The organism is Amycolatopsis sp. NPDC052450, from assembly GCF_044547565.1.
Classification (GTDB): Bacteria; Actinomycetota; Actinomycetes; order Mycobacteriales; family Pseudonocardiaceae; genus Amycolatopsis.
Genome location: NZ_JBIUAQ010000008.1, coordinates 34,471 through 51,805 on the forward strand (window position 1 = coordinate 34,471; position 17,335 = coordinate 51,805).

At 68.9% G+C, this 17,335-nt stretch carries 16 protein-coding genes; 6 read left to right on the top strand and 10 right to left on the bottom strand.

Features of this window, described 5'->3' with window-relative positions; genetic code table 11:
• Positions 1-43 precede the first annotated feature (43 nt).
• Entirely contained in the window at positions 44-1,258 is a 1,215-nt protein-coding gene (locus tag ACIHAO_RS15750; protein ID WP_396558328.1) for a lipase family protein, read from the top strand.
• A gap of 7 nt (positions 1,259-1,265) precedes the next feature.
• On the top strand, positions 1,266-1,799 hold the full coding sequence (locus ACIHAO_RS15755) for a GtrA family protein (RefSeq protein ID WP_396558330.1): 534 nt from the start codon (positions 1,266-1,268) through the stop codon (positions 1,797-1,799).
• A gap of 128 nt (positions 1,800-1,927) precedes the next feature.
• Here the strand turns inward: ACIHAO_RS15755 and ACIHAO_RS15760 are convergent, their stop codons facing one another.
• Complete coding sequence (locus ACIHAO_RS15760) at positions 1,928-3,124, bottom strand: helix-turn-helix domain-containing protein (RefSeq protein ID WP_396558332.1); 1,197 nt, start codon at positions 3,122-3,124, stop codon at positions 1,928-1,930.
• 282 nt (positions 3,125-3,406) lie between these two features.
• Between ACIHAO_RS15760 and ACIHAO_RS15765 the strand changes: the two genes are divergently transcribed.
• The 4 genes from ACIHAO_RS15765 to ACIHAO_RS15780 all read left to right on the top strand — a co-directional run bounded on the left by ACIHAO_RS15765 (position 3,407) and on the right by ACIHAO_RS15780 (position 8,769).
• On the top strand, positions 3,407-4,627 hold the full coding sequence (locus ACIHAO_RS15765) for a helix-turn-helix domain-containing protein (protein ID WP_396558334.1): 1,221 nt from the start codon (positions 3,407-3,409) through the stop codon (positions 4,625-4,627).
• Positions 4,628-4,969: 342 nt separating this feature from the next.
• Complete coding sequence (locus ACIHAO_RS15770; protein WP_396558336.1) at positions 4,970-5,959, top strand: alpha/beta fold hydrolase; 990 nt, start codon at positions 4,970-4,972, stop codon at positions 5,957-5,959.
• Positions 5,960-6,298: 339 nt separating this feature from the next.
• On the top strand, positions 6,299-7,489 hold the full coding sequence (locus tag ACIHAO_RS15775) for a helix-turn-helix domain-containing protein (protein WP_396558804.1): 1,191 nt from the start codon (positions 6,299-6,301) through the stop codon (positions 7,487-7,489).
• 35 nt (positions 7,490-7,524) lie between these two features.
• Positions 7,525-8,769: a helix-turn-helix domain-containing protein gene (locus tag ACIHAO_RS15780; protein WP_396558338.1), complete on the top strand. Its 1,245-nt coding sequence runs from the start codon at positions 7,525-7,527 to the stop codon at positions 8,767-8,769.
• A gap of 236 nt (positions 8,770-9,005) precedes the next feature.
• Here the strand turns inward: ACIHAO_RS15780 and ACIHAO_RS15785 are convergent, their stop codons facing one another.
• Genes ACIHAO_RS15785 through ACIHAO_RS15825 form a run of 9 tightly spaced genes read right to left on the bottom strand, consistent with a single transcriptional unit; the run spans position 9,006 to position 17,331 of the window.
• Positions 9,006-9,656, bottom strand: coding sequence for a hypothetical protein (locus ACIHAO_RS15785; RefSeq protein WP_396558340.1), 651 nt, complete (start codon positions 9,654-9,656; stop codon positions 9,006-9,008).
• An 11-nt stretch (positions 9,657-9,667) separates the two neighbouring features.
• Positions 9,668-10,171 carry a hypothetical protein gene (locus ACIHAO_RS15790; protein ID WP_125787053.1) on the bottom strand — a complete coding sequence of 168 codons (504 nt, stop codon included), beginning with the start codon at positions 10,169-10,171 and terminating at the stop codon, positions 9,668-9,670.
• A gap of 5 nt (positions 10,172-10,176) precedes the next feature.
• Positions 10,177-11,277 (bottom strand): MCE family protein, encoded by a 1,101-nt coding sequence (locus ACIHAO_RS15795; protein ID WP_396558342.1) that lies wholly within the window; start codon positions 11,275-11,277, stop codon positions 10,177-10,179.
• Positions 11,277-12,254 carry an MCE family protein gene (locus tag ACIHAO_RS15800; protein WP_396558344.1) on the bottom strand — a complete coding sequence of 326 codons (978 nt, stop codon included), beginning with the start codon at positions 12,252-12,254 and terminating at the stop codon, positions 11,277-11,279. The genes ACIHAO_RS15795 and ACIHAO_RS15800 overlap by 1 nt, the downstream gene beginning before the upstream one ends.
• Entirely contained in the window at positions 12,251-13,255 is a 1,005-nt protein-coding gene (locus ACIHAO_RS15805; RefSeq protein ID WP_396558346.1) for an MCE family protein, read from the bottom strand. The genes ACIHAO_RS15800 and ACIHAO_RS15805 overlap by 4 nt, the downstream gene beginning before the upstream one ends.
• Positions 13,255-14,265 (bottom strand): MCE family protein, encoded by a 1,011-nt coding sequence (locus tag ACIHAO_RS15810; protein ID WP_396558348.1) that lies wholly within the window; start codon positions 14,263-14,265, stop codon positions 13,255-13,257. Before ACIHAO_RS15810 ends, ACIHAO_RS15805 begins: the two co-directional genes overlap by 1 nt.
• Positions 14,262-15,275, bottom strand: coding sequence for an MCE family protein (locus ACIHAO_RS15815; protein ID WP_396558350.1), 1,014 nt, complete (start codon positions 15,273-15,275; stop codon positions 14,262-14,264). The genes ACIHAO_RS15810 and ACIHAO_RS15815 overlap by 4 nt, the downstream gene beginning before the upstream one ends.
• A complete protein-coding gene (locus ACIHAO_RS15820; protein ID WP_396558352.1) occupies positions 15,272-16,495 on the bottom strand; it encodes an MCE family protein in 1,224 nt (407 codons plus the stop codon). Before ACIHAO_RS15820 ends, ACIHAO_RS15815 begins: the two co-directional genes overlap by 4 nt.
• Entirely contained in the window at positions 16,492-17,331 is an 840-nt protein-coding gene (locus ACIHAO_RS15825; protein WP_125787047.1) for an ABC transporter permease, read from the bottom strand. Before ACIHAO_RS15825 ends, ACIHAO_RS15820 begins: the two co-directional genes overlap by 4 nt.
• Positions 17,332-17,335 lie beyond the last annotated feature (4 nt).

Sequence of the window (17,335 nt, forward strand, 5' to 3'; positions counted from 1 at the left end):
CTCCCGCCCCCTCGACCTGCCCACCCGCTCTGGAGGCCCGGCCGTGCCGACCCCGTTTCCCCGCCCGTCCCGCCGGATACTCGCCGCCGCGCTGGCGATCGTCCTGTCCGCCGGTCTCCTGACCGTGCTGAGCGGGAGCCCGGCGAACTCCGCCGTCACGGCGGAGTCCGACGATGCGTTCTACACCCCGCCGTCCCCGCTCCCCGCGGGCAAACCGGGCGACATCATCCGCTCGCGGGTCTCGAAGGCCGGTCCGCGTAAGGATTCCGTCAACGCCTGGCAGGTCATGTACCTGTCGACGGACGCCCTCGGGCGGCCGGACGCGGTGACCGGGACCGTGCTGGTGCCGAAGAACGCCGACCCAGCGAAGGCGCCCATCGTCTCGTTCGCCGCCGGTACGCACGGTCCGGCGTTCGACTGCACGCCGTCGAAGATGATCGATATCGGCGCTTTCTACGAGCAGTCGGGCCTCGACGACGCGCTCGACGCCGGGTACGCCGTCGCGCTCACCGACTACGAGGGATACCGCCAGGATCCGAAGACGACGTATGTGGTCGGGCGTTCGGAGGGCCCGGCGGTGATCGACGCGGTCCGGGCCGCGCAACGCCTGCCGGAGGCGAAACTGTCCACCGACGCCAAGGTGCTCTTCCGCGGGTACTCGCAGGGCGGCGGGGCGGCGGCCTGGGCCGGCGAACTGCAACCGGCCTACGCACCGGAGATGAACCTCGTCGGCGTCGCCGCCGGCGGTGTACCCGCCGACCTCGTGCAGGTCACCCTGCAACTCGACGGGAAGGCAGGCTTCGGCGTCTTCGCCTACGCCCTGATCGGCCTGGACAACGCCTATCCCGAGCTGAAACTGGACTCGTTCCTCAGCGACAACGGCCGCGTGAAGCTGGCGGAGATGCAGAAGAGCGCTTGCACGTTCGAACTGCTCACCACCTACGCGAACCAGAAGATCGCCGACTACACGACCAGTGCCGGCTACGTGCGGCCGGAATGGGTGAAGCGGCTCAACGAGAACAAGCTCGGCGGCACACCGCCCAAGGTCCCGGTGCTCCTCTACCACGCCACCCAGGACCAGCTCGTGCAGTTCGCGCAGGCAGACGCGTTGCACAAGACCTACTGCACCGCCGGCGTCAAGACGACCTGGAAGACCTTCGACACCGACCACATCACGGCGGTCTACACCGGCAACGCCGACGTGCTCGCCTTCCTCAAGGACCGGGTCGCGGGCGCTCCGGCGACGTCGAACTGCTGAGCCCGCGGTGCTCAGAACCGCGCCTTCGTCCTTTGTGGACGGCGCGGCCGTCGTCGGTGCGCGGGCCGGGAAGCGGCGTGAGCTGCTCCGGTTCGCCACCGTCGGCCTCGCCGCGTTCGGCCTCACGCTCGGCGTCAACTACGGGCTGAAACTCACCGTCCTGCAGGAGAAACCGGTCACGGCGCTGGCCATCGCCACGGTGATGGCGACGGCGTTCGCGTACCTGCTCTCCCGGCGCTGGTCGTTCCACACCCGCGGCGGCAGGCGCCGCTTCCCCGAAGCGGCGTTGTTCTTCGCGGTCAACGCCATCGCCGTCACGATCAACCTGTGCCCGCCGCTGATCTCGCGCTACGTCCTGCGGCTCGAGGTCCCCGAAGTCAGCTTCGTCGCACAGGAGATCGCCGACTTCGTCAGCGGCATGCTGCTCGGCACCGCGGCGGGTTCGGCGTTCCGCTGGTGGGGTTACCGCCGCTGGGTGTTCCCCGTCGCCGACGCCCGTCAGGCTGTCCGCGAGGTGGTGGTGAGTGGCGATTCGGGTTAGGGCCAAGGGTGATTCAGGTACCTACCGCGGTGCGGTTGATCTCAACCCCGAGTCCGTGAAGGCCTCCTTGAGGGACTCTGGATCCCTCAAGGAGGCCTTCACGGACTCGACAATCGCCGGTGTAAGGGTCAGGCTTCGGCTGGCCGCAGCCGTTCGGCGCGCAGCGCCAGCTCGATCCGCAACCGCTGATCCGGATCGTCCAGCCGTTCGCCGAACAATTCCGTGAGCCGCCGCAGCCGGGCCCGCACCGTCTGCGGGTGCACGGCGAGCTGCCGGGCGATCTCGGGCGCGCTCCCCCGCGTCTGCACCTGCGTGAGCAGGGTCGCCGACAATTCGTCGTGCTGGCGCGGCGCCAGCCCCGACAGCGGTTCCAACGCCTCGACGGCGAGCCTGTCGAGCAGGAACTCGTCGGCGAGCAGCAGCAGCGTGGTGATGTGCTCCTCGCACCACAGCACCGGACCGACCGCGGTGATCATCCCCCGCTGGGCCAGTTCGGACGCGCGGCGCGCGATCCGGAACGATTCGGCGGCCTGCGCCGTCGAGACGGACACCCCGACCGTCGCCGACCAGCCGGAAGGCAGTTCCCGCAGGCCGCCGAGGTCGGCTTCCGGGCAGGCGACGAGGGCACCGGGCGCGTCGGAGACGAGGTCCACGGGAATCGACGGCGGCAGCAGACCGGCGGGGAACGCGGGCGCGCCGGGCGCCGCGGTGAAGACGACCGCGGTGATCCGGTCCGGGATCCGCCAGCCGATGGCGACGGCGAGCGCGCCGGCGTCGGCCCGGGTGTACCCGGCGCCGGCGGTCAGCAGCCGGAACAGCCGGGCCCGTTGCTCCGCGGGGCCCGTGGCCTCGGCCCTGGCGGCGTTGTAGCCGTCGGTCAGCGCCATCGTCACCTCGACGACGTCGCCGAACAGGCACTCCGCCGCGCCGTAGAGAACGTCGCCCGGCAGCTGGAGCCGGCGGCCGGCCGCGGCGATCGAACGCCACAGCACCCGGCTCGATACCCTGAACGCCGCCTGCGCGGCCTCGCGGCTGAGTCCTTGGTGGAAGGCGATCCGGCCCTGCGCACGGAAATCCGCCAGCAGGTCGTTCTGCAGCAGTTCGGGGACGCCGATCCGATCGATGGCGCGTTCGATACCGCGCCTGGTCAGCTCGACGGCGGCGGCACGCGCCTCGCTGTCGCTGAACACTTCGGCGCATTCACCGATCTCGGACGCCACGCCTTCGACGCAGTGCCGGGCGATCGCCGGGATCCGCGGGCGGACGGCGTCACCGAGTTCCCTCGGCAGGCGGGCCCACAACGCGCCGACGGGCTGCCAGCTCACGTGTGCGATCCCCCGTAGTGAAGTAGGCCGACGATTCCGGGCACCAATTCCCTTTCGTCCGCGCGCCACCGGCGCACTCGAATGCACGGAGCGTAGAACCGTCGCCACATCCGTGTCAAAAGCCGCCACATCGGCGACTTTTCGCCGTCCATTCAACGTCACATTCGCGGTACACGCGCTCGGCCGATCCAGTAGAAACACTGCGGCACCCGTTCCCGTCGATCCGACGCGGTTGTGCAAAGGGATTCACGTTTCCCGTCCTCGGTTCGAAGAAAATCAAAGGTGGTCTCGGTGGTCCAGTACCGCGGTTTCGACATGCTGGCGACGTTGCCGCGTTCGCTCGGCGAAGAACTGCGTCCGTATACCGGGCACGCCGCGGCGGCCATGGTCAAACAGGTCCAGCGGTCCGTTCCCGCGTATTCACAACCGCTGCGCGGCGTCTTCGGCCGCGTCCTGGTCGTCTCGTGCGATCGCGCGGTGCGGCATTACGTCGACTGCATCGGCGATCCGGACGTGCCCCACGACCGCTGGATCGACTTCTACCGCATGCGCGGGCGGATCGAGTTCACCGAGGGACGGAGCCTGGAACCGTTGCACGACAGCGTGACGGTCGGCGCACGGGCGGCTTGGCGGGCGATGCGGCCCATCGTGCGCGGGCTCGGCGCCGGCCTCGACGTCATCGCGCTCGCGGCCGAGTCCGTCTTCGTCTACGTCGACGAACTGTGCGCCACGACGATCGAGGGCTACCAGGAGGCGGAAGCCCGTGCGGCGGGCGCGATCCCGCTCCGGCGCCGCCGTCTGCTCGAACTGATCTCACAGGCGCCCGAAGGGTCCGCGTGCAGCATCGCCAGCCTGGCCGACGGCGCCGGCTGGCGGGTGCCGGGGACGGCCGCCATGGTCGCGCTCCAGCGCGCTCCCGGCGCGCCCGCCTTCCCCGTCCATCTGCTGGACGACACCGTGCTGGCCGACCTCGACACCGCCGAGCCGTACCTGCTCACCGCGGATCCCGACGCCGACCTCACCCCACTGAAGGACGCGCTGGACGGCTGGCGCGCGGCGGTGTCCCCCGTCGTGCCGCTCGCCGACGCCCCGGCCGCGCTCCGCACCGCCCGGCGCGCCCTGCTGCTGAACAGCGAAGACGCGCCCGGCCCGGTCATCTGGTGCCGGGACCACCTCGCCACGCTGTGGTTGCTCGCCGAGGACTTCCTCGGCGCCGAACTCGCCAAACAGAGCCTCGACCCGTTCACCTCGCTGAGCGCGAAACAGCAGGAGCGGCTCAGCGAGACCCTGCTGGCCTGGCTGGAAACCCGAGGCGGGGCACCAGAGATCGCGCAACGGCTGGGCGTGCACCCGCAGACCGTGCGCAACCGTCTCCGACAACTGGAGGAGCTGTTCGGCGACCGGCTCAGGGACGCCGACGACCGGCTGAACATGCAACTGGCGCTGCGCGCGCAGCGGCTTATGCGCGCCCACCGCCGCGACGAAGGGCCGCCAGGGAACTGACGCGCCGGACCCGCCGTTCCGGTGGTGGCACGGTGGGGAGCACCCAGCGGAGGCCGCGGCGGGCGCGCTTCGCCCTCGGCTGATCGACGTGGAAGTCCGCTCGGCAGGCCATCGCTTTTTCTCCCCGTGGTGACGGGTGTTTACCGACGCTTTCCTGAATACCGGGACGGTGGGAAAATGTCGATGCGCGATTGCCCGCCGGTCCCGGTTTTGGCATCCGTCTCGGGGTCCGCCCCGGCATTCTTGTCACCCCGGTCGCAAATACCGGACGTGTCCCGCGACACGCTGACGGACCGGGCTTTCTTCACGTTATTTTGACGCCTGACAACCGAAAGGCGGGACATGGCCCTCGAAGCGCGCACACTGACCTTGCACGGGCGGGATATCCGGCTGCGGGAATACCTTCCGTCCACAAAGGACGCCATCGGCGAGCCGCTCGTGCTGCTGCACGGGATCTCGGGCAGCAGTGAGACCTGGGCGCCGTTGCTCGACCATTTCGAGCGGACCGGGTCCGGGCGCCGTGTCCTCGCTCCCGACCTCCCCGGCCACGGCGATTCCGCCGCCCCTCGGGCCGATTACGGCCTCGGCGCGATGGCCAGCGTGGTCCGTGACGTCCTCGCGCTCACCCGGAACCGGCACGCGACCCTCGTCGGGCATTCCCTCGGCGGCGGGATCGCGATGCAGTTCGCCTACCAGTTCCCGGAGATGTGCGCCCGGCTGGTGCTCGTGGGCAGCGCCGGACTCGGCCCGCAGGTGACCCCGGTGCTGCGCGCGACGGCGCTGCCGGGCGCCAACGCGACACTCACCCTCGCGGTCAACCCGCTCACCGTCGCGATCGCGCGCGGGCTCGCGGCGGCGGGCCGCTCACTCGGCGGGAAGTTCTCCGCCGAAACCCGCGAGCTGACCCGTCACCTTGCGTCACTGGCCGACCCTGGCAGGCGGCGGGCGTTCCTGTTCATCGCGCGCAGCCTGATCGACCTCCGCGGTCAGCGCGCGAGCGCGATCGACAAGCTCTACCTCGCCCGCGAAGTGCCCACTCTCGTCGTCTGGGGCGCGCACGATCCGCTCATTCCGGTCACGCACGGCCGTAAGACGGCCGAAGTGCTGCCGGACAGCCGCTTGACGGTGTTCGAAAATGCGAAACACTTTCCACATGTGGCCGACCCGGCCCGGTTCGGCAGCGAGCTCGAACGCTTCCTGACCGAGACCGCGCCCGCCCGGTTGACCCTGGACGAAGTCGTCGAGGTGCTCATCCGCGCCAGCGAGGCGGCGGAAGAGCTCGAAAACGCCCCGGAAAAGTTGTCATCCGGACGCCATCTCAGGCCCGCCTAAATGTCACTCACCGCCGGAATGGACCACCCGTTCGGGTGTAGTCCATCCAGGTGGCCGATCAAGGTCCCGCCAGCCGTTGACAGTCCTCTCGGCCGGATTTTATGTTGCGTGAGCCACAAAATCTGGATCGGCTTCACCGTTGAAGAGGCTGATTTTGTTGCTAACAAGGATAAAAACATGACCGACTTGGATACCGGGTTCTCGCGGAACGATCTGCGGACCGCACGGCCAGACCCCGACGTGCGTCACCCCGCCACCCCGCACCGCCAGCCGCCGGGTCCGGTCCAACGACCGCGCGCCTTCACGCCGGCACCGAGAACCCCAGTGGAGAACCGACCTGTGCGCAGCACCGGCGCGAATGGACTGTGGGCGTCACTGCCCAGAGACCTGGGCGAGCGGTTCCGGCCGCGGGCCGACCCTTTGGCACGAGCCATCCTTCAGGAGGTGCAACGAGCCGTCCCCGAATACGCGCAGCCACTGGAAGGCGCGTTCGGACAGATCATCACGCAGGGTATCCGGCAGGCGATCCTGCACTGCCTCGATACCATCGGTCAGGGGACGACGGCGCTCGACAAATGGTCGGCGGTGTTCCGCAACCTCGGCAAGGTCGAGTTCAACGAAGGCCGCAGCCTCGATTGTCTCCAGACGGCCTACCGCGTCGGCGGCCGCGTCGCCTGGCGGCACGTTTCGGAATTCGGGCAGGCGATCGGAGCGGACGCCGATCTCCTGTGCACCGCGGCCGAAGCGATTTTCGCTTACGTGGACGAGATTTCCGCGCTTTCGATCGAGGGCTACACGGCCGCGCAGGAACGGGCCGCGGGCACCAGGGCGAGACGCAGGCGAAGGCTGCTCGAACTGATGCTCTCCGATCCGCCGTCCTCACCGCAGTCGATCGCGTCCCACGCCGCCAACGCCCAGTGGGCGCTGCCCACCGAGATCACCGTCGTCGCGCTGGAGCGGCGGCTCGGCCCGCTGGACCCCGACAGCGCCGACCTGGACGCCGACGTCCTCGTCGACTTCGAGGGTCCCAAGCCCTGCCTGGTCACCGGCGACCCCGAAAAGCACCTGAAGGACCTCGCCGAACGGCTCCCCGGCTGGCGCGCGGTGATCGGCCCCGCCGTGCGGCTCACCGAAGCGCCGCGCTCCCTGCTGTGGGCCCGCCGCACGCTGCGGCTGGTCCAGCGCGGGATCCTGCCGGACAATCCGGTCACGCGGTACAGCGATCACCTGTCCACCCTGTGGCTGCTCGCCGACGAGTTCCTGGTCCGCGAGCTGTGCACGCGCAGCCTCGCCCCGTTCGACGACCTCACGCCCAAACAGCGGGCGCGGCTCGGGGAGACGTTGCTGATCTGGCTCCAGTCCCGGGGAAGCGCTCCGGAGATCGCGAAGAAACTCAAGGTCCACCCGCAGACCGTCCGCTACCGCATGCACCAGCTCATCGATCTCTTCGGCGACCGGTTGAACAACGCCGACGACCGGCTCGACATGGAGATCGCGCTGCGCGCGGAGGCCTTGCTCGCCGAGGACTGACAGATCAGCCTTCCCACTCACAACGAGGTGACGAGGTGACCCGACCGCAGGATGCCCGCAGCGGGGTCGAGGCGACGTACGGCCCGCTCCTCACGCCCGCTCGGCCGGGCGGGTCGAGCGGGCGCCCCGTCCAGCTCTGGGCGCTGCTGCCGAGAGAGCTGGCGACCGTGTTCCGGCCGGTGCTCGCCGACGTGGCCGGCGAGGTGGTCCGCGAGATCCAGCGGACCATCCCCGACTACGCGCGACCGCTGGACGGAGCTTTCGGGAAGGCGCTCAAGACCGGCGTCCAGATGGCGTTCCTGCAGTTCGTGGAACGGATCGGGAACCCGGAGGCGCCCTCGGAAGACCGCCGGAGCGTGTTCCTGAGCCTGGGTGTTCAGGAGTTCCAGCAGGGCCGCAACGTCGACGTCCTCCAAGCGGCGTACCGCGTCGGCGCCAGGGTGACCTGGCGCCGCGTCGCCGAAGCCGGGCGCCGCGCGGGGGTGCCTTCCGCGACGCTCTGCCTGCTCGCGGAAGCCATCTTCGCCTACATCGACGAGCTGTCGGCACTGTCCGTCGAGGGCCACGCGGAAGCGCGGGAAAAGGCCGCCGGCGCACTCGAACGCCGTCGGCACCGGCTGATGGAACTCCTGCTCGCCGAACCGCCGTCGCCGCCCGACGTCATCAAACACGCCGCCGGCCTCGCCCGCTGGCAACTCCCCGACCTGCTCGTCGCCGTCGCGCTCGAGCAGTCGCCGGACGAAACCCCGGCGGTCGCGTCGACCGCGCTGGCCGACTTCGAGACCACCTCTCCCTGCCTGCTGCTCCCCGCGCCGGAACCGGACGACCGGGAACGATTCGCCGAACAATTGACGGGCAGGCGCGCCGCGATCGGCCCCGCCGTCCCACCCGCTTTCGCGGCGCGCTCCTTGCGAGCCGCGCGAGAAGCCCTGCGGCTCGTCGACTCCGGCGCGCTCGTGGACGAACCCGTGACGTGGTGCGTCGACCATCTTTCGCGCCTGTGGCTGCTGAAGGAACCGTTCCTGGCCGCGGAGCTGGTCCGGGAACGGCTCGGGCCGCTGACCGGATTGACCGGCAAGCAGCATTCGCGGCTGGCCGGGACGCTGCTGGCGTGGCTGGAGACCTGCGGGAACGTCCGTGAAGTCGCGGAACGGCTCGCGGTGCACCCGCAGACGGTGCGGTCCCGCGCTCAGGAACTCGAGACGCTGTTCGCGGACGGGCTGCGGGACCCTGAGCGGCGGTTCGAGATGATTTTGGCCCTGCGGGCCGCGCCCTCCTGAAGCTTTGCGCGCTACGAGGGTCGGTTGCGTGAGGGTGAGCTTGCCGGTGCCCCCAATGCGGCATTGGGGTCACTTAATGCCTCCAATGCCGCATTGGGGGCACTCGGCTCAGGGCCGAGAGGACCCCAAGCCTCCCCCAGCCCGAAGTAGTGAAGGCCTCCTTCCCTACCTTGAGAGTAGGAAGGAGGCCTTCACGGAACGACGGCACAGCAAGTAGGTGACTAATTGCGGAAGCGCTAAGCGGCGGCCAGGGCGGTCACCCGCCACCTGCCCTCGGAACGTTCGGCGGTGACGCTCAGCTGAGCCGCGCCCGTACTGCGCTGCCCGTCCCCGCGCACGCCGGTCTGGTCCAGGAACACCAGCAGCGACGCCCGGTCCCCGTCGAGGACCTTGACCCCCGAGACCACGGGAGTCGAGGTCACGACCAGTTTCTGCTCCGCCGCCAGTCCTCTGACCTGCGCGAACAGTTGGTCGTACTGTCCAAGCGCGGGACCGGTGAGGACCTCTTTCGCGGCTTGTTCGCTCTTGGCGGGGTCGTCGTAGCGGTAGGAGAACACCGTGCCGAGCGCCTTGCCGATCTGGTCGCTGACCTCCGCGGTGGTGGCGACGTCGGTCAGCGCGGTGTTGTGCGTCAGTACCGCCGTGGCGTCCCGCGCCTCGATGGCGAACCACCCCGCGAGGCCCGCCATCACCAGCGCGACCGCGCCGAACACCAGCGGGAGACGGCGACGTCGCACCGGCTCGACAACTTCATCAGCAGGCTCGGCGCCCGGATCGGCCAAGTCGGCAGCTTCGGAGGGAGGATCCAGAACCCGGGTGCTCCCGCCCATTTTCCCGGCCACCTTCACCGTGCGCCGCGCGGGTTTGACGGCTCGTTTCGTGGTCATCCCGTCCTCCGTCAGGGCTTTCCGGTGTCGGTCACCGGCACCTGGCCGAGTGACGTGACGCGCCACCCGTCCGGCGTCCGGTTCAGGCCGGCGCGGAACCGGTTGTGCTTGGTGACGGCTTCCCCGCCCTCGGGCCGGACTTCGAGTTCGACCGAGGCGATCACCTCGGCGGTCCCGCCGCCACTGTCCACTTCGGTCACCGCGGCGTCGACGACTCGGCCGGTGGTGACGGTCTTCGCCTGGTTGATCCGGCCGAGTCCGCCTTCCCTGTCCCGCGCCAGCTCTTCGTGCAACGCGCCGCCGGACAGGTTCAGCCAGTTCTGGTAGCCCTGTTCCGCCTGCCGGTAGTCCAAAGTGGTCAGTGCGGTGACCGCCTGCCTGCCCACCTGCAACGCTTCCTCGCGGACCGTGGCCCGGGCGACGCCGTCGTCCCGGCTCGCGTCCCACCAGGAGTGGCCGAACCAGGCAGCCAGCGCGGTCGCGACCGCTGCGAGGAGTGCGGCGATTCGAGTCATGGCCTTCACCTTCCCGGCACGTTCTGCGAACCGCGCACGTTCGTCGGGTTGCCCTTGGGCAGGGCACAGCGCGCCGCGGTGTTCAACGGGCGCGGCGACGTGTCGAGTCCGTCGCGGTAGCCGGTTCCGTAGCCGGTGACGCACGGCGGCGGATCGAAGAACGTCAGCGAGAGGCCGACGCGCGCGCCGTCCGGCCCCATGATCGCGTGCCCCGCGGCGACCGCTTTCGGCGCGGTGACCAGCAGTTGCTCGAGGCCGTCCTGTCGCGTTTCCAGTACGTCCGCGGTGGTCAGCAGGTTCGCCAGCAGGATGCCGAGGCTCGGCCCGGTCTCCCGCAGGAGCGTGCTGACCTCGTTCGCGGCCGCCGGGACGGCCGGGATCAGGCGGCGCAGATCGCCGTCGGAGCTCTTCAGTGTCGCGGCGAGCAGTTTCGCGTTGGCGCCGAACGAGCGGATCGCGTCCGCCTGCGACAGCTGCGTGTCGAGCACGGTCTGCGCGTCGGTCACGAACCTGGTCAGCGGCCCGACGTGCGCGCTCGCTTCCCGCACGAACTCGATCCCCCGCCCGACGAGCTGGTCCAGCGCCGGGCCCGCGTCGGACGTCGCGTTGTACAGCTCGTCGACCACGGTCCGCAGGGCCGGCTTCGGCACCGAGTTGGCGAAAGAGTCCACACTGGACAGCACGACGTCCACCGGCAGCGGGATCTTCGTATCCGCCTCGCTGATCACCGAACCGTCCTGCAGCATCGCGCCGTCGCCACGCCGAGGCCGCAGGTCGACGTACTGCTCGCCGACGGCGGACCGGTTGGCGACGACGGCTTCGGTGTCCGCCGGCACTTCCGGGGCGCCAGGATCGATTTCGAGATCCACCTCCATCCCGGAGGCGGTCAGCCGCAGTTCGCCGACCCTGCCGATCGGCACGCCCCGATAGGTGACCTCGGCGTTGCCGAAGATCCCGCCGCCGGTGGCGAGCCGCACTTTGACGGTGTACCCGCGGTCCAGCACCAGTTTGTCCAGCCCCGCGTACGTCGCGCCGACATACGCGACACCGAGGACCGCGATGACCACGAAGACCACCAGCTGGGCGCGGACGAATCTGGTCAGCATCAGCGGCCACCACTGTTCTTGAAGGTCAGGAAGGTGTTCAGGTAGTCACCGCGGATGGCCTCGAGCGCGGCGTCGGGGAACGGGAAGGTGAAGATCATCTCCATCGCCTTCGGCAGCTTGTCCCCCGAGTCGGCCAGTTTCCGCAGCAGCGGTTCGAGCGCCTTCAGATCCGCGACGAGGTCGTCCTTGCTGCGGTTCACCGTCTCGACCGCGACCGAGGTGAGCCCGTCCAGCGACTTCAGCATCCCGACCAGCGCCTGACGCTGCTGGTTCAGGACCTCGATCCCGGGCGTGAGCCCGTTCAGGGTCGCCTTGATCTCCTCGGTATTCGCGTTCAGTGTCACGGCGAGTTTGTTGACGCTCTCGATGGCGCGGGTGATCTCGGCCTTGTGTTCGTCGAGCCCGCGTACGAACTTGTCCAAATTGGACAGGAGGCTGCGGGCCGCGCTTTCCTTGCCGCGGAGCGCGTCGTTGAGTTCGCGGGTGATGTTCTGCACCTGCGCGACGCCTCCACCATTGAGCAGCAGGGAAAGCGCGCCGAAGACCTCCTCGATCTCCGGGGTCAGCGACGAACGCGCCAGCGGGATCACCGCGCCGTCGGCCAACCGCCCGCTCGGGGTGCCGTCGTCCGGCGGTGCGAGCTCGACGAACTTCTCGCCGAGGATGCTCGCCTGCCGCAGCCGGGCGACGGCGTTGGCAGGCAGGTTCACGTCCCCGTTGAGGAGCAGCCCGACCACCGCGCTGCGTCCGTCCGGCGCCAGTTCGACGGTCCGCACCTGGCCGACCGGGACGTCGTTGATCTTCACCCCGGATTGCGGCACCAGATCCAGCACGTTGCTGAAACTGGCCGTGACGTGGATCGGCCGCTCGCCCAGCGCGGCGCCGCCCGGCAGCGGAATGTCGTAGACGTCGACACCGCCGCTGCACCCGGTGGCGGCCAGCACGAGGATCAGGACGGCAGCGAGCCGGGTTTTCATTTCGCCCCCGAGAATTCGGTGAGGTTCCCTCGGCCGTCCAGCGTTCCGGCGCCCTGGTTGTACGCGCCGAGGACGTTCGCCAGCGCGTTCGGCGCCGCGTCGAGCGCCTCGCTCAGCGAGGCCTTCTGCTGGCTGAGCACCTTGGTGATCTCGGCCAGTTTGTCCACATCGGACTTCACCTTCCCGCGGTTGTCCTTGATGAAGCCCTGCACGATGCCGAGCGCCTCGGTGAGTTCGGTCATCGCGCCGGAGAACTGGTCCCGCTGATCGGCCAGGATCTTGCTGATCGAGGAGATCTGCTGGATCGCCTGTTTCACCTGGCCGTCGTTCGAAGCGAGCATCGCGGTGAACTTGCTGATGTTGTCGACGGTGTTGAACAGGTCGTCCTTCGAATCGCTCGCCGTACGGGCGAATTCGCCGAGGTTCTTGATCGCCTCGCCGAGTTTGCCGCCGTTGCCGTCGAGGTAGGCCGCGGCCTTGGTCAGTACGTCGCTGACCGCGCCGTCCTTGTTGGCGCCCTTCGGCCCCAGCGCGGTCATCAGCTGGTTGAGGCTGCCAAGGAGTTCGTCGACCTCGACCGGGGTCACGGTTCGCTCCGGCGGGATCCGGGCGTCGCCGCCCAGTTCCGGCCCGCCCACGTACACCGGCGTGAGCTGCACGTACCGGTCGGCGACCAGGCTCGGCGTGATCACGACGGCGCCGACGTCGGCGGGCAGTTTGACGTCCGGCCGGACCGTCATGGTCACCTCGACGTTCGTACCCCGCGGCTCGACCTTGGTCACCGAACCGATCGGGACCCCGAGCACGCGCACCTCGGTGTTCGGGTACACCCCGACGGTCGCGGTGAAGAACCCGGTCACGACGCGGTCGGCCTGCCGGGTCAGCAGCGGCCAGGCCGCCGTGACGAGAAGTCCGACGACGACGGCGAGCGCGAGCCGTCGCACCCAGGACCGTCGCCGGGCCTGTCCGCCGAGATCGGCCAGCGTGAAGTGGCGCCCCATCAGCGTCCCCCCTTCCTTGACGGCATGCAGCTGCCCGGTGTGCCACCGGTCGGGACGAGCCCGCAGATGTAGGTGTCGATCCAGCGGCCGTTGCCGACCGCGTTGCCGAGCAACCGGTAGAAGGGGCCGGCCAGCCGCAGGCTCTCGGTGAGCTTGTCCTGGTTGCGTTGCAGCACGGTGGCCACGCGATCGAGCTGGTCCAACGCGGGGCCGAGCGTCTTCTGGTTGTCCGCTACCAAGCCCTTGAGCTGCACCGACAGGTTCTTCACGCCGCTGAACAGTTTCGCGATGGCGTCCTTGCGCGCGTTCAGCTCCGTGAGCAGTGTGTTGCCGTCGCGGATCAGCGCCTCGATCTGCTGTGACCGCTCGCCGAGGGTCTCGGACACCTTGTTCGTGTTCTGGAACAGCTTCACCAGCTCCTCGTCGCGCGACGCGAGCGTCTTGGACAGCGCGGTGATGCCGTCGAAGGCCGTCCGAACCTCCTGCGGTGTGGAGGCGCCGAGCGTTTCCGACATCGTCCCGAACGCCTTCGCCAGCTGGTCGGTGTCGATGGCGCCGACGGTGTTCGCGAGGTCGTTGAACACCGTGGTGACGTCGTAGGGCGAACTGGTGCGCTGCACGGGGATCGGCTCGTCCGGATCGAGTTCCCCGTTGCCGACCGGGTCGAGGACCAGGTTCTTCTGCCCCAGCAACGTCTTGATCTTGATCGCGGCGGTGGTGCGGTTGCCGATCCAGGTGTCCTTGACCCGGAACAGGACCTTGACGCGACCGCCGTCCAGCAGGACGTCGGACACCTCGCCGACCTTCACCCCGGCGACCCGGACCTCGTCGTTGCGTTTGAGCCCGGCGGCTTCGGTGAACTCGGCCGCGTACGTGGTGCCGCCGCCGACCAGCGGGAGGTCGTCGGAGAAGAAGACGGCCGAGCCCGCCGCGGCCATCAGCACCGCCGTGACGGTGCCGACGACGATCGGGTTACGACCGCGGAAGGGTTTGATCCTCGGCGCTTTCACCGGCACCGTCCTTGGGTCGACGGAATACCGACCGGCGGGCCGCCCGGGGCGGGTGGCGCGTCCGATTTGACCGAGCACAGGTAGAAGTTGAACCACGAGCCGTACGAGACCATCGCGCCGATGCGGTCCAGCTTCTTCGGCAGGTTCGTCAGGAACTGCTCGAACACCGGGGTGTTGTCGGCGAGGTTCTTCGACAGGTCCCCGAGGGTGTCGATACTGGCTTTCAACGGCGCGCGGCCGTCCTGCAGCAGGTCCGCGGTGGCGGTGGTGAGCTCGCCGAGCCCGCCGATCGCCTGCCCGATGGGTTTCGCGTCACCGGCCAGCCCGGAGACCAGCTGCGCGGTGACGTCGACGAGTTTGTCGAACTGATCGCCTTGCGAGTTCAGCGTGTCGAGCACCGTGTTGAGGTTCCCGACCACCTGGCCGATCAGCTCGTCCTTGCCAGCCAAGGTGCTCGTGAGCGAGGCGGTGTGTTCGAGCAGGCTGTCGACGGTGCTGCCCTCGCCCTGCAGCACCTGGACGATCTCGAACGACAGCTGGTTGACGTCGTTCGGAGACAGCGCCTGGAACAGCGGTTTGAACCCGTTGAACAACGCGGTGAGATCCAGTGCCGGATGTGTCCGCTCCGGCGGGATCAGCGCGCCCTCGTCCAGCGCCGCCGGTCCGTCCGGGCCGGGATCGATCGACAGGTACCGCTGGCCGACGAGGTTGCGGTACCGGATGGTGACCGTGGCACCCGACGTGAGCCGTCGCTTGTTCTCGATCGAGAACCGCACGTCCGCCAGCCGCCGTTCGACCACCCCGACCGAATCCACCTGGCCGATGCGGACACCGGACATGCGGACCTCGTCGCCGGGGTTGACCGACGTGGCGTCGGTGAACCTGGCGGTGTAGCCGACCGTCGTGCCGACTCCGGAATTGGCGATGGTGATGGCCAGGATCCCGGTCGCCACCACGGTGATCACGAAGAAGATCAGGCCCTTGATCGCCGGCCCCGCGACACCCCTCATCGGACGGTCACCTCCGTACCGCGCAAGGCCGGGCCCACGAGCACGCTGCTCCAGTCCGGGACCTCGGCCGGCTTCATCCCGAGCGACGGCGCCAGCAGCTCGGCGACCAGCCCCCGCTCCCCCTTCGAATTGGCCGGGCCGAGGTCCCCATCGGCGGCGAACGCCACCGCCGCCGAAGTCCCGCCGCCGCCGTAGCACCGCGGGCCACCCTTCTGGTCGAACCGCGGATCGTCCCGGCCGGGCACGTATTTGTCGCGCGGATCGTGGACGGACAGCGTCACGTGCAGCCCCGGCTCGGCGGTGCCCTTGCCCAAGGCCTTCTCCATCACCGGTTTGAGCCGGTTCACCGCGTCGAACAGGCAGGGGAACTCGGGTGAATAACGGGAAAGCAGCTCCAGAGTCGGCCTGCTCTTCACACTGACACCGATGATGTTTTCCTTGTTCTGCACCAGGAACTTGTTCATGTCGCCGCTGGCGGTGGTGACGCTGCTGTACAGCTTGTCGAGATCCGCCCGAGTGTCCACAATGGTCTTCGCCGTCGTCGAGAGATCCGAAAGGGCCTTGAGGATGTCCGGCGCCGCCCCGGTGTACAGGTCCGCCACGTCGGCGAGGCCGCTGATGTCCGCCTTGAACCGCGGCATCAGCGGGTTCACCTGGCCGAGCAGGTCGTTGAGCTGGACGATGCTGTCCCCCAAGGATTTCCCGCGATTGTCGAGGGCGAGCGAGATCGCGCCGAGTGAACTGTTCAGCTTCTGCGGCTGCACCGCCCGCAGCAGCGGCAGCAGATCGCCGAGGACACGTTCCAGCTCGATCGCGTTGGAAGACCGGTCCTGGCCGATGACGTCGCCATCTTGCAGCGAGCCTCCTTCCGGCCGGTCCGGGAGCACGAGATTGACGTAACGCTCACCGAAGACCGTCTTCGGCAGCAGCCGGGCCGAGACGTTGCGCGGCAGCTGATCGATCTTCGCCGGGTCGATCGCAAGGTCGATCTCCGCACCGTCCGCACTGCCCCGGACGGCCCTGACCTCGCCGAACGGGACCCCTCGGACCTTGACCTCGGCGGGCGGGGCCAGCTGGTTGCCGACCCGGTCGGTTTTGAGCGTGACCAGTTCCGCGCGGTCGAAGTCCTTGTTGAAGATGGCCACGGAGAGCCAGCCGAGCAGCACCAGGATGACGAGGAAGATCACCCCGGCCGCCTGCGTCCGTGCCCGCGCGCTCATCCGGAGACCTTCACCGTCGTGGTGGCGCCCCAGATCGCCAGGCTGAGGAACAGGTCGAGCACGCTGATCAGCACGATCGACGTCCGCACCGCGCGGCCGACCGCGACCCCGACGCCCGCCGGGCCGCCCGCGGCGCGATAGCCGTAGAAGCAGTGCGTGAGGATGACGCCGACGCTGAAGACGAGGACCTTGACGAACGACCACAGGACGTCTTCAGGCGGTAAGAACAGCGAGAAGTAGTGGTCGTAGGTTCCGCCGGACTGTCCGAAGAAGACGACCGTGGTCACCCGCGAACCGAGGTACGAGATCAGCAGGCCGATCACGTAGAGCGGGATGATCGCGATGAATCCGGCCACGATCCGGGTGGTGACGAGGTACGGCATGCTGCGCACGGCCATCACTTCGAGCGCGTCGATCTCCTCGGAGATCCGCATGGCGCCCAGCTGCGCGGTGAACCCGGCGCCGACCGTCGCGGACAACGCGAGCCCCGCCGAGAGCGGCGCGATCTCGCGCGTGTTGAAGTACGCGGTGAGGAAACCGGTCATCGCGGAGATGTTGATCTGGTTCAGCGCGCTGAAACCCTGCAGTCCCACCGTGATCCCGGTGAACACGCACAGGCCGACCATCACGCCGACGGTGCCGCCGATCACCGCCAGCGCCCCGCTGCCGAAGGTCACCTCGGCGAGCAGGCGCACCACTTCACGGAAATAACGGGTGACGGCCATCGGGATCGCCGCGAGCGCGCGGATGTAGAACAGCAACTGGTCGCCCAGCTCGAAAAGACTGTTGCCGGGGCGTTTCAACGCTTCCTTGGCCCGTTCGGGGACGCTGGTCACGGGA